This window comes from Mesorhizobium yinganensis (assembly GCF_040081985.1).
Lineage (GTDB): Bacteria > Pseudomonadota > Alphaproteobacteria > Rhizobiales > Rhizobiaceae > Kumtagia > Kumtagia yinganensis.
The window spans coordinates 165,036-177,789 of the sequence record NZ_JBEBMH010000012.1 but is presented as its reverse complement, the minus strand read 5'-3'; the positions used below and the strand labels follow the sequence as shown (position 1 = coordinate 177,789).

Annotated in this window: 7 protein-coding genes; all 7 read left to right on the top strand. The window is 66.3% G+C overall.

Annotated features, from left to right (window positions below; translation table 11 throughout):
• Window positions 1-8 precede the first annotated feature (8 nt).
• On the top strand, window positions 9-6,353 hold the full coding sequence (locus ABMA59_RS21515; protein ID WP_349007440.1) for a hypothetical protein: 6,345 nt from the start codon (window positions 9-11) through the stop codon (window positions 6,351-6,353).
• A gap of 165 nt (window positions 6,354-6,518) precedes the next feature.
• Entirely contained in the window at window positions 6,519-6,803 is a 285-nt protein-coding gene (locus ABMA59_RS21510) for a DUF2218 domain-containing protein (protein ID WP_349007439.1), read from the top strand.
• A gap of 28 nt (window positions 6,804-6,831) precedes the next feature.
• Window positions 6,832-7,731: a siderophore ABC transporter substrate-binding protein gene (locus tag ABMA59_RS21505; RefSeq protein ID WP_349007438.1), complete on the top strand. Its 900-nt coding sequence runs from the start codon at window positions 6,832-6,834 to the stop codon at window positions 7,729-7,731.
• On the top strand, window positions 7,731-8,711 hold the full coding sequence (locus ABMA59_RS21500; protein WP_349007437.1) for an ABC transporter permease: 981 nt from the start codon (window positions 7,731-7,733) through the stop codon (window positions 8,709-8,711). The genes ABMA59_RS21505 and ABMA59_RS21500 overlap by 1 nt, the downstream gene beginning before the upstream one ends.
• On the top strand, window positions 8,704-9,678 hold the full coding sequence (locus ABMA59_RS21495; protein WP_349007436.1) for an iron chelate uptake ABC transporter family permease subunit: 975 nt from the start codon (window positions 8,704-8,706) through the stop codon (window positions 9,676-9,678). The genes ABMA59_RS21500 and ABMA59_RS21495 overlap by 8 nt, the downstream gene beginning before the upstream one ends.
• Window positions 9,675-10,433, top strand: a complete 759-nt coding sequence (locus tag ABMA59_RS21490) for an iron ABC transporter ATP-binding protein (RefSeq protein WP_349007435.1) — start codon at window positions 9,675-9,677, stop codon at window positions 10,431-10,433. Before ABMA59_RS21495 ends, ABMA59_RS21490 begins: the two co-directional genes overlap by 4 nt.
• 167 nt (window positions 10,434-10,600) lie before the next feature.
• The gene (locus tag ABMA59_RS21485) at window positions 10,601-12,688 is read left to right on the top strand and encodes a TonB-dependent receptor domain-containing protein (RefSeq protein WP_349007434.1); all 2,088 of its coding nucleotides are present in this window, start codon (window positions 10,601-10,603) and stop codon (window positions 12,686-12,688) included.
• Window positions 12,689-12,754 lie beyond the last annotated feature (66 nt).

The following is a 12,754-nucleotide window of genomic DNA, read 5'->3' as shown; positions in this document are numbered from 1 at the left end:
CGGGCGCGGTGACCGTCGACAACGGCGCCGAAATCAGGACCGGTGGCGACTACGCCTATGGCATCCTCGGCCAGTCGACCGCGGGCAGCGGCGGCACCGGCGGCGTTGGCAACGGCTTCATCGTCGAACTCGGCGGTGACGGTGGCGCCGGCGGCACGACCAACACGGTCGATATCGACAATTCCGGCACCATCAGCACCAGCGGTTATGCGGCCATCGGCGTGATCGGCCAATCCATAGCAGGCGGCGGCGGTTCCGCTGGCTCGGCCGGCGGCATCATTGCCATCGGCGGCGACGCCCCGGTCGATTTCACCGCCAACGGCGAGAGCGTGACCGTCGACAATACCGGCCGGATCACCACCGCCGGCGACGCGGCCATCGGCCTGATGGGCCAGTCGATCGGCGGCGGCGGCGGCAATGCTGCAGGCGCCACCGGCATCATCGGCGTCGGCGGCCAGGGCAGCGCGGGCGGCAATGGCGGGTCGGTGACGAACGCGCATATCGGCACGATCTCCACCGCAGGCCAATTCGCCTTCGGCCTGCTCGCGCAGTCGGTAGGCGGCGGCGGCGGGAATGGCGGAGATGCGCTTGACTTCAGCGCTGGCACCAGCTTCGGCATCGGCGGCAGCTCGGGCGCGGGCGGCGACGGCGGTACGATCAACGTCGGCACCGCCTCGGTCGCGGGATCCGGCGGCTACATCACGACGGCGGGTCATCACGCCACCGGCCTTCTTGCCCAATCGGTGGGACGCGGCGGAGGCACGGGTGGCGACGCCAGCGGCGTCGGCGTCTCGGCTCTCACCTTGCAGATCGGCGGCAGCGCCAGCGGCGGCGGCGCCGGAGGCAGCGTGACCGTCAACCAGGACAGCCTCTCGATCACCACGAGCGGTTCCGATTCCGTCGGTCTCAAGGCTCAGTCGGTCGGCGGCGGCGGCGGCGACGGCGGCGGCGCCAGCGCCTACGACCTCAGCGTCGGTGTCTCGCTCGGCGTCGCCATCGGCGGATCGGGCGGCACCGGCGGCAATGGCGGCAACGTCAACGTCTGGCTGGCCGACAGCGTCATCACCACCGGCAGCAGCGACAATCCGAACGACAATTCGACCGCGATCGTCGCCCAGTCGACGGGCGGCGGCGGCGGAACCGGCGGCAGCTCGACGCTGGACGACATCATACTGGGTGTGCCGGTCGACGAGGACGCGAACACCTTCTCCGTATCGATGAACATCGGAGCGGGCGGCACCGGTGGATCGGCCGGCAACGGCCAGGCGGTGACGGTCGACCTCCTCGACACGCTGCTCAACACCTACGGCCAGTCGTCGATGGGCATCCATGCCGTCTCCAACGGCGGCGCCGGCGGCAGCGGCGGCGATGCTTCCGTCTATTCGCTTACGCTCAATTCGCCGACCGGCTCCCTCAACATCCAGACCAACGCGGCCATAGGCGGCATATGTTCCTCGACCGACTATAGTTCCGACTGCGGCGGCGGCAATGGCGGCTCGGTCAACGTGTCGGTCGCCTCGTCCGGCGATGCGGATACTTCGCCGAGCAAAATCATCACTGCTGGCGATTATGCAAACGGCATCCTTGCTCAGTCTATCGGTGGCAGCGGCGGCAATGGCGGCGCAGGCAATGCAACGGTCTATGGTCTCGGCGCTTCGGTCAGCGTGCAGGCAGCCGTCAGCCTTGGCTCGCGCGGCGGCAAGGGCGGTTATGGCAGCGGGGTCGACGTGGATCTACGCGCCGGCAGCGTCATCCAGACCTCCGGTTCCGGCGCCCGCGGCATCATTGCGCAGTCCATCGGCGGCGGCGGCGGCACCTCCCAGGGGGTCAGCGTTTTCGCCTCCGGCAGCGTCGACATTCCCGGCGAAGATGAGGACGAGGGCGGCGAGGGAGAAGGTGACGGCGGCACGTCGCTGCCCAGCGTCACGCTGGATGTCGGCGTCGGCATGACCGGAGGCTCGGGCGGCAGCGCCAGCGGCGTCGTCGTCACGAACGAGGGATCGATCATCACCGCGGGCCGTGATTCCGATGGCGTCGTCGCGCAGTCGATCGGCGGCGGCGGCGGCATGGGCGGCTCGCTCGGCGCCGATTCAGGCTGGACGCTCGACAATGTCTCCAACGCCATCAAGCAGTTGAAGGACATCTACGATCGCTTTTCCTTTAGCATGAGCGGCGACTTCAACGTCGAGGTCGGCGGCAAGGGCGGCACAGGCGGCACCGGCTCGAAAATCAACGTGAATCACAATGGGGCGATCAGCACGAGCGGCGACTACGCCGACGGCATCGTTGCGCAGTCGATCGGCGGCGGCGGCGGCATGGGCGGCTCTTCCGACGTCGACGGCTACAAGTCGCTGATCAGCGCCAATGTCGCGGTCGGCGGCAAGGGCGGCACCGGTGGCGCCGGCGGCGAGGTCGACGTCCTGCTCGGCAGCAACTCCACGATCCAGACCGGCGGGTATTCCGCCTACGGCGTGCTGGCCCAGTCGATCGGCGGCGGCGGCGGCATGGGCGGCGACGGCTCGGCCATTTCCAACGCCACGCTGAACATCGGCAGCGGCACCGGCGGCGGCGGCGGCTTCGGCAACGATGGCGGGCTGGTTCAGTTCGCCAACACGTCGGACGTCTCCATCTCCACCTCCGGTGACAATGCACACGGCATGATCTTGCAATCCGTGGGCAATGGCGGCGGCACAGGTGGTGTCGGCAACACGACCACGGACACCTGGCTCGCCGATGGAGCGATCGAACTGGCGATCGGCGGCGGGGGCGGCGATGCCGGCAATGGCGGAGACGTCCGCGCGTGCTCCGATGGTTTGATGTGCAGCGGGGTCCTGATGCTCCAGACTCAAGGCGACCGGGCTGTCGGACTTTTGGCGCAGTCGGTCGGCGGCGGCGGCGGCGTCGGCGGCGCCGGCGACCCGAGCGGCAGCCACAACGGCTTCAACTTCAGCCTTGCGCTCGATCTTGGCGGCAGCGGCGGCGACGGCGGCAATGGCGGCGATGTGTCCATCGACAGTGGCCACATTCAGGTCGCCACCTATGGCGATCTTTCCGTCGGCATCCTCGCCCAATCGCTCGGCGGCGGCGGCGGCTTCGGCGCCGCGGGCTATAATGAAGACAGCCCATTCTCGGGCGATCGAACGCTTTCCATCAACCTCGGCGGCAGCGGCGGCAGCGGCGGCAATGGACACTCGGTCTATCTGGCGGTGAGGCCAACGGTGGTTACAGCCGGGGACTGGGCTCATGGCGTGGTCGCCCAGTCGATCGGCGGTGGAGGCGGCGTCGCGGGCACCACGATGTCGACGATCATTTCCGGCGACCAGGTCAGCGACGTGCTCGACGCCAGGGTGATCGTCGGCGGCGCGGCAAGCGGTGGCGAATCCTACGGCGACAGCTTCAACCCGACCTCCGGCCAGGAGGCAGTCAACGTCAATCTCTACGATTACATCGGCACGCAGGGCCGCTGGGCGATGGCGACGATCGCCCAGTCGATCGGCGGCGGCGGTGGCATCGGCAATGGATCGATGCAGGCCGACGGCGAGGCCACCGCCACTGCGACGGTCTCGGTCGGCGGCGGCACGGGCAGCAACGGCGACGGCGGCAGCGTCGGTGTCCACTACGGTTCGGCCCTGGAAATCGCGAGCACCACGACCGGCGCGGGCGCCTATGGCGTCCTTGCGCAGTCGATTGGCGGTGGCGGCGGTCTAGGCACCGCCCTGACATCCTCCTTCGACAGCACATTGACGGTCGGCGGTGCCGGCACCGGCGACGGCGGCAGTGTCGAGATGGACGCATACAGGTACGTTTCCACCACAGGGGACGACGCGCATGCCGTTGTTCTGCAGTCGATCGGCGGTGGCGGCGGTGTCGGCGCCTTCTCGGCCGATGGAGGCACCTCCGAATATGCCATACAGGTCGGCGGCCTTGAGCACGCTGACGGCAATGGTGGCAGTGTCACGTCCACGGCGACGGTCGGCATCACCACGACGGGCAGTCGGGCCCTCGGCATCGTCGCGCAATCGATCGGCGGCGGCGGCGGCCTCGCGGTGGCCGGCGCGGCCTCGGAAATCCATACGCCGGACAACGGCCCTGCCCTGACTATCGGAGGGCAGGGGAGCGCCAAGGGAGATGGTGGCGCAGTCAACCTCACTCTTCCCGGCACGGGCTACATCACCACGACCGGCTACGGCTCGCATGGGATTGTCGCACAGTCGATCGGCGGTGGCGGCGGCTATGGCGGCGATGCATCCGGTCCCATTTCGCTGACCCCACGCACCCAAAGCACCGGGATCGGCAATGGCGGCGATGTTTCGGTGACGATCGACGGGGCGGTCACGACGAAAAGCAGCTACGCATTCGGCGTCATCGCCCAATCGATCGGCAGCGGCGGCGGCTTTGGCGGCGACCAGTCGGGTGCATTTGCCGGCAGCACGTCGTCGGACGGCTCCGGTATCGGCAATCTGGTGACCGTCACAGTCAACGACACGGTAAGCGCGACCGGCGACAATTCGGTCGGCATCTTTGCCCAGAGTCAAGGCCCGGAAGATCAGGAGGCGGTTACCGTCAATGTCAGTGGCACGGTGACGGGCGGCGCAAGCGGCAGCCAGGGCGCGGGCGTCTGGATCGCCGCCGGCAAGAACAATGTGCTGACCGTGAATGCCGGGGGCAGCGTATCGGCCGGCTCGGGCACCGCCATCCGCTACAGCGGCGATGACAATGGGAGCTACGGCAGTCTGCTCACCGTGAACAACTCCGGCACCATCAGCGGCAATATTCTGATGAGCAACACCGACGGCAACAGCGCCGGCAGCGTCAACAACTATGGCACGCTCAATACCGCGGCCGCCGTGGCATCCGCGTCGGCCATCGCCGCCACGCCCGCCACCGGCGGTGTGCTGCTCGGCGCATCGCTCTACGAGGCGAATGTCGTCAATGGCGGAACGCTGTTCGTCGGCAAGAGCGGCAAGACCGACGGCACCGAAATCACCGGCGATTTCAGTCAGTCCTCCGAGGGCACGCTGTCGATCGACCTCGACATGGCGGCAGCCAAGTCGGACCGGCTGACCGTGCGTGGCGACGCCGCGCTCGGCGGCGTTCTCGACATCAACGCGACAAGCCTTCTTCCGGGCAAGGATGTCGTGTTCCTCAGCGTGGAGGGCGATGCGACGGGTGCGCTCAAGACCGCGCAAAACCTTGCCTTCGACATCGACATCGCCAAGGCCGGTCAGGACTACAGCCTCTCCGCCTCGGCCGACTTCGACCGCACGGGATTGGACAGGAGCGCCGACGAGATCGCCGACCATCTCCAGGAAATCTGGGAAGCCGACGGCAACGACGATTTCGGCGGCCTCTTTGCAACACTTTACGACGGTGCAGGGCAGGGCGAGGACGCCTACGCCTCCATGCTGGCCGGCCTGCTGCCTGGCGTCAGCCTTGCGCCTGCCGCCCGCTTCCAGCAGACGATCATCGGCTTCAACGATTCACTGATGAGCTGCCCCAAAACCTCCGCCGGCGGCCTCATGCTCGGCGAGACGAGCTGTGTCTGGGCGGACATCAGCGGCGGCCGCTTCGACCAGAACGGCTCATCAGGCTATACCGACGAGGCCATCACCTACCGCATGGGCACGCAGGTCGATCTCGCGCCCGGCTGGTTCCTCGGCCTCGCTGGCGCCTACCAGCACAGCAACATCGACGGCGATGACGGCCTGGTCAGCGGCTCGGGCGATGCAGGTTTCCTCGGCGCGGCGCTGAAGCGCGAGATGGGACCATGGCTGTTCGCCGGCGTCATCAGCGCCAGCTACGGCAGCTACGACATGGAGCGAGTCGGCATTCCGGGCCTGGCCGGTTCCGCCGAAAGCTCGCCCGACGTCTATGGCGGTTCGCTGCGCTTCCGCGTCGCCCGCACCTTCGCCGGCACGGACTATTACGTAAAACCCTATCTCGACCTCGACGCGGTCTACACCCGCATGTCGGGCTATACCGAGAGCGGGGCGGGCGTGGCCGGGCTCAAGGTCGAGGGCAGCGACGAATTCGCCTTCGTCGCCTCGCCGATGATCGAGATCGGCGGTTCGGTTGCCATGGGCGCCGACTACATGCTGCGGCCCTACGCCTATGTCGGCGCCAGCTTCTCGACGGCGGACGAATGGACCGCCGACGCCAGGCTGAGCGGCGCGCCAGCCGGCGTCGGCATGTTCGAGGCATCGCTGCCGATGGACGACGTGCTGTTCAAGGTCGGCGCCGGCCTGCACCTGTCGAAGATCGGCGGCATGGACATCGAGCTGCAATATGCCGGCGAGTTCTCGGAGGATACGTCCAGCAATTCCGGCATGCTGCGCATCAACGTGCCGTTTTGAGCGCGAGTCCGGCCAAGGTGATGCTTGCGCCTCCGGCAGCTTCCCGACGCGAGGCAGTACCCCGCGCGTGCCGGCTCGCTCCCGCCACTCAATTTCCGACCTGACCTTGCCCAGCAAGCCAGCTTGCGATAACTGGAGTAAAAAACTCATGTAAAAGAGGTGATCATGCTCACCGCGACCGCGCGCTGCCAAACCCCGCACGCCGACAAATACATCCAGCAGCTCTGCAAGCATTTCGGTCACAAGATCGACGCCAACTATGCCGACGGGCATGGTGAATGCCGCTTTTCCTGCGGCACCGCCCGAATGAGTGCCGGTGCCGAAAACCTCGACATCGAGCTGGAGGCCGCCGACGCGGAAGGCCTGAAAGACACCAAGCACGTCATCGAATCGCATCTCATCCGCTTCGCCTTCCGCGAGAATCTTCAGCCGCTTGCCTGGCACGGCTGAAATCCTCTGTCCGGTTCGGAATTCGCTCATGAGATGGCTCGCATCGGCCCTGGCGCTGCCGGCCCTGGCGCTTTTCCTTGCCCACGCATCGGCAATGGAGATCGAGACGGCGCTGGGAAGGGTCGATATCGACACAGTCCCCAAAACCCTCGCGGTCTTCGACATCGCGGCGATCGACACGCTGGACAGCCTCGGCGTGAAGATCGCAGGCCTGCCCGATAGGCTCTATGTGCCTGAACTGGCGGGGCTGAAGGATGGCACGGACGTGGTGGGAACCATCTTCGAGCCCGATCTCGAAGCGCTCAGCGCCGTCGCACCTGATCTGATCATCATCGGTGGCCGCTCTTCGCCGCAATTGGCGGCGGCGAGCCGGGTCGCCCAGACCATAGACATGACGATGAACGGCGACGACCTTTTTGCGCAGGCCAAACAGCGCCTTGCGGCTTACGGAAAGCTGACGGGAAAAGAGAAGGAGGCCGCCAGCCGCGCCGCGGAACTCGATGCCGCGCTTGCCGCGGCGCGTGGCGCCGTCAAGGACAAGGGCAGGGCGCTGATCCTGATGACCAGCGGTCCGAAAGTGACGGCTTACGGCAGGGGCTCCCGTTTCGGCTGGGTGCATTCGGCGCTGGGACTCCCTCCCGCGGTCGACGATGTCGAGGCCGCCACCCATGGCGAGGCCGTCTCCTTCGAATTCATCCGCGAGGCCAATCCCGACTGGCTGATCGTCGTCGACCGCGCCGCCGCGATCGGCTCCGGCGAGCAGAACGCCAGGGCGACGCTCGACAACGAACTGGTGGCGGAAACCACCGCCTGGAAGAAGGGACAGGTCGTCTATCTGCCTGCAGCCGATTTCTACATCGCGGCCGGCGGCGTCGGCTCCATGACGCGCGTGCTCGACACCATCCGGACCGCATTCTCGAAGCCCTGATGACTGTCGCTGCCGCCCGCTGCCCGGATTTTATGCTTCAGGCGACGGGTCTCGCGCTGCTGCTGGCGCTGACGACAGCCAGCCTGTTTGTCGGCGTCGGCGCGCTTTCGATGCGGACGCTGTTCTCCGATCCGGAGGCCCTGCGGCTGGTCGTCGTCAGCCGGCTGCCGCGCACATGTGCCGCGCTGCTGGCCGGCAGCGCGTTGGCGATTGCCGGCCTGGTGATGCAGACGCTGGCCCGCAACCGTTTTGTCGAGCCGTCCACGGCGGGCACGGCGCAGTCCGCGGCACTCGGCATCCTGGCCGTGACGCTGCTCTGGCCGGAAGCGCCGCTCGGATGGAAGGCGCTGGGTGCGGCCGCCACCGCGCTTGCCGGGACCGCGGTGTTCCTGGCGCTCGTCCATCGCCTGCCGCCGACGCAGCCGTTTCTCGTGCCGCTGTTCGGTCTCGTCTATGGCGGCGTCGTGGGTGCTGCGGCGACCTTTGCCGCCTGGCGTCTCGACCTGCTGCAATATCTCGAAATATGGACGACGGGCGAATTCTCCGGGGTCCTGCGCGGCCGCTATGAACTCCTATGGGTTGCCGGCGCTCTTGTAGCACTGGCCTGGTGGACCGCCGACCGCCTGACGATCCTGTCGATGGGCAGGGACGTCAGCATCGGGCTCGGCCTCAACTACGCAGCCGTGCTCAGGCTCGGGCTGGTCATCGTCTCGGCCATCACCGCGCTGACCGTCGTCGTCGTCGGCACCATCCCCTTCGTCGGTCTCGTCGCACCGAACCTGATTTCGCGGTTGGCCGGTGAGAATTTGCGCGGCACCCTGCCATGGGTGGCCGGCACCGGCGCGGCGCTGGTGCTTGCCTGCGACATCGCCGGCAGGCTGATTCGTTTCCCCTACGAGATCCCGGTCGGCACGGTACTTGGCGTGGTCGGCGCAGTGCTTTTCCTCGGTCTGCTCTTTTCCCGGCGTGGCGATGGCTGACGCCGCAATGATTGCCGGTTTGGACCGGCCCGAGCGCCGGCTCGCCTTGATGGCCGTCGTCGTCGTTCTGGTCTGCGCGGCTTTCATGACGATCGGCCTGCGTGGCGACCTCGCGCTGGCGCTGGAACTGCGCGCGGTCCGCCTTGCCGCCATGGTGGCCGTCGGTGTCGCGGTCGCCGTATCGACCGTGGTGTTCCAGACGGTTTGCGCCAACCGCATCGTCACCCCGTCGATCATGGGGCTGGATGCGCTCTTCATATTCTGCCAGACGGCGCTGGTCTTTTCGCTGAGCGGCCTTGGCTTTGCCGGCATCGATCCGCGCCTGCATTTCCTCGGCAATTTTGTCGCCATGACCGGCCTGGCGCTGGCGCTGTTCCTGCCGATGCTGAGCCGGCGGTTCGACCTTACGCTGCTGCTGCTCACCGGCGTCGTGCTCGGCGTGCTGTTCCGCTCGCTCTCCGCTCTGTTGGCGCGGCTCATCGACCCCAACGATTTCGCCGTGCTGCAAGGCGCGGTCTTCGCAAGCTTCAACGCCGTCGAACCCGAACTCCTGCTGCCCGCAGGGTTGATAACCCTGGCCGGCGTCGCCATCGCCTGGCGGTCGCGTCATGTGCTCGACGTGATCGCGCTCGGCGCCGACACCGCGGTGGGCCTGGGCGTCGCTTGGCGGGCCGCCGCCGCCGGCCTGCTGGTGCTGGTCGCCGCCCTCGTGTCCGCGTCGACGGCGCTGGTCGGACCGATGGCGTTTCTGGGCCTCTTGGTGGTATCGCTGGCCGAGCGCATCGTCGGCACGGGCCGCCATGCCATGCTGCTGCCCGCCGCCGCGCTGGTCGCGGTGATCGTGCTGGTGGGCGGCCAGACGCTGCTGCGTCACGTCCTCGGGGGCGAAGGCACGCTCGGCATCGTCGTCGAGTTCGTCGGCGGCCTGGTCTTTCTCGCCATGCTTTTTGCACGAGGCAGGCGATGATCGAGGTATCGGACGTTTCGGTGACGCTCGGCGGCAGCCTGATCCTCGATCGGGTCAGCCTGGCGCTGCCCAAGGTCGGGGTGACGGCACTCGTCGGCCCGAATGGCGCCGGCAAGTCCAGCTTGCTGTCGCTGATAGCCCGACTGCGTCCGCTCCAGACGGGACATATCACGGTTGGCGGCCTGCCGGTCGACACGACGCCGACCCGGCAACTGGCGAAGGTGATGGCAATCCTGCGCCAGGATCCGGGCGTCGCAAGCCGCTTGCGTGTCGCCGAACTGGTCGGCTTCGGCCGTTTTCCGCACAGCGGCGGACGGCTGACCGCCGAGGATCGCGCGATCGTCGCGAAAACGCTGGAGCAGTTCGGCCTGGCCGATCTGGCCGCGCGTTTCATCGATACCCTGTCCGGCGGGCAGCGGCAGCGGGCGCTGGTTGCCATGACCTTCTGCCAGGGCACGGATTACATCCTGCTCGACGAGCCGCTGAACAATCTCGATATGTTCCATCAGCGCGAACTGATGCGGACGCTGCGGACGATGGCCGACGCGCACGGCAAGACCGTGCTGGTGGTGCTGCACGATATCAACCACGCGGCGGCCTATGCCGACCGGGTTGTCGCCATGAAAAACGGCCGCATCGCCGTGTCGGGCGAGACCCGCGAGATCATCCGCCCCGACATATTGGAGACGGTTTTCGGCTTCCCGATGCGGGTCGAAACCATGGCCGGCAGGCTGACCGTCCTGCATCACGCCTGACCAAACGCCGATCGCTGCCGCGCGCAAGAGCGCAGCAGTTTCAACGGGTTGTATAAACTGGATTTTTCTTATCAAGTTTATTGCCGCAGCGCAACCGATGCGTTATGGCAGATGTAGTCGAGTGTTTGACACCGGCGCGGGGACATGGTCAGCAAGGGGAAATTCAGTTGAGGTCATCCGAAATTTTGCGGGCGCTAACCGTCTGCACCGCGATGTCGATTTTGATGGGTCCGGAAGCTTTCGCGCAGTCCGCTCCGGTGCGGGAAACAGAAGCCCGCACGACAAACACCGAGGAAAAGGAAGAAGGCCAGACCACGCCGGATGGCGCCACGCAGCTCGATACCATCGTCATCGATGTCGGCGCCGGCGCGCCCGCGTCGGCCGGTGCCGACCTGATCACCATCAGCCCCGAGGACATCGAGCGCACGATGCCGCGCGATCTGCGCGAGCTGTTCATGGGCGAACCGCAGATCGCTGTCGGCGGGGCGATTCCCAGCACGCAGAAAATCTACGTCAACGGCGTCGACGAGAACAATCTTGCGGTCACCGTCGACGGTTCGCGGCAGAACAACAAGGTGTTCCACCACAACGGCACCTACCTGATCGACCCCGCGCTGCTGAAGGCGGTGTCGATACAGGCTGGCGTGGCGCCGGCCGATGCCGGCCCCGGCGCGCTGGGCGGCTCGCTCGGTTTCGAGACCAAGGACGTCGTCGACCTTCTGCAGCCCGGCCGCGATTTCGGCGGCTTCGTCACCGGCATCTGGGACACCAACAGCGAGACCTACACAACCGGCCTTGCCGGCTTCGGCCAGAAAGACGGCTTCGAGATTCTCGGCTACATCAACTACAGCAATGGCGGCGACTTCACCGCCGGCGACGGCCAGGAGATGCCCGGCACCAGCACCAACCTGCTCGCCGGGCTCGGCAAGATCGCCTATGAGAGCCTCGAAGGCCACCGCTTCGAACTCAGCCACGAGCAGGTGCGCGACGACGCGCCGCGCCCCTACCGCGCCAACTTCTATTTCAATCGGCCGACTGAAAGGGAACTGCGCAACTACGATCTTCGCCGGCAGAACACCGTCTTCACCTACACGGATACCTCGCCGGAAGGCTGGTGGGATCCCAAGGTCGTGCTCGCCTACAGCAAGACACAGATTGCGGCGCCCGAATATTTTGGCGAGGTGGTTTCGCCTACGGAAGGAACGACCGGCAGCTTCAACGGCAAGGTGGAAAACAGGTTCGCTTTGGATATCGGCAACGTGATCGCCGGTTTCGACTTCTACAACGACAAGGCCGATCTGAAATACAAGAACCCGACGGAACCGTTCTTCACCGACGAGCGCGCCACCAACATCGGTGCTTATGCGCAAGCGCGCCTGGAGCCGTTCGACCGGACCAGAATCTCGTTCGGCGGACGTGTCGACCAGCAATGGTTCACCGGCATTGACGATTCCGACTGGAGTAATGCCGGCATCAGCGGCAACATTTCCGGCGAATATGACCTCCTGCCGGAATTCCTGACCGTAAAGGCGGCCACCTCGCATGTATGGGGCGGCGTTCCGCTGGCGGAAAACTATCTCCAGAACCCCCTCTGGACTTATGGCGACGGGCCGGAGCCGGTTACGTCGAACAACTACACGGCCGGCCTCGAGGCGCGCTACAGCGGGTTCACTTTCGAAGCGAACGTGTTCCGCACCGACATCGACAATGCGCGTTTGCCGGTATTCGGGCGCGGTGTCCCTGTCCCGGAATTCACGTCGATCCGCTCACTCGATCTCGTCTCCCAGGGATGGGAGATCGGCGGCCGCTACGACTGGAATGCCGCCTTCATCAGCGTGAAATATGCGGATATCGAGGCCGACGTGGATGGCGTAACGGCGGATTCCGAGGTGGGACGCTATCTGACGACGCCGCTGGGCCAGATCATCATGATCGGCGCGGGCTACACTTTCGACGACTGGGGCCTGCGTGTCGGCGGCGACATGGAGATTGCCCTCGCCTATGACGGGACGATGGTACGGCATCCGACCGATCCGGACAGCCCGAAGAGAGAACTGCCCGGCTACGAGGTGGTGAACGCCTATGTCGAATGGACACCGCCTTCCAGGCCGGATTTCACGCTGCGTCTCGACGCCCTCAACATTTTCGACGAGAACTACACGGATCGCGCCGCCTACGGGCAGGATTTCGACGGCGTGGATCCGCACTACGATCCGGGCCGCTCGTTCCGCCTGACCGCCACGGCGCGGTTCTGACATCGAAAAGGCCGGCGCGACCCGCGCCGGCCTTGCAATTTCCATCGAAACGCTGTGGCTGTGCCC

Coding starts and splice junctions, on each gene's coding strand:
- ABMA59_RS21500 (WP_349007437.1), top strand. CDS start 7,731: ATGACTGTCGCTGCCGCCCGCTGCCCGGATTTTATGCTTCAGGCGACG.
- ABMA59_RS21505 (WP_349007438.1), top strand. CDS start 6,832: ATGAGATGGCTCGCATCGGCCCTGGCGCTGCCGGCCCTGGCGCTTTTC.
- ABMA59_RS21510 (WP_349007439.1), top strand. CDS start 6,519: ATGCTCACCGCGACCGCGCGCTGCCAAACCCCGCACGCCGACAAATAC.
- ABMA59_RS21490 (WP_349007435.1), top strand. CDS start 9,675: ATGATCGAGGTATCGGACGTTTCGGTGACGCTCGGCGGCAGCCTGATC.
- ABMA59_RS21495 (WP_349007436.1), top strand. CDS start 8,704: ATGGCTGACGCCGCAATGATTGCCGGTTTGGACCGGCCCGAGCGCCGG.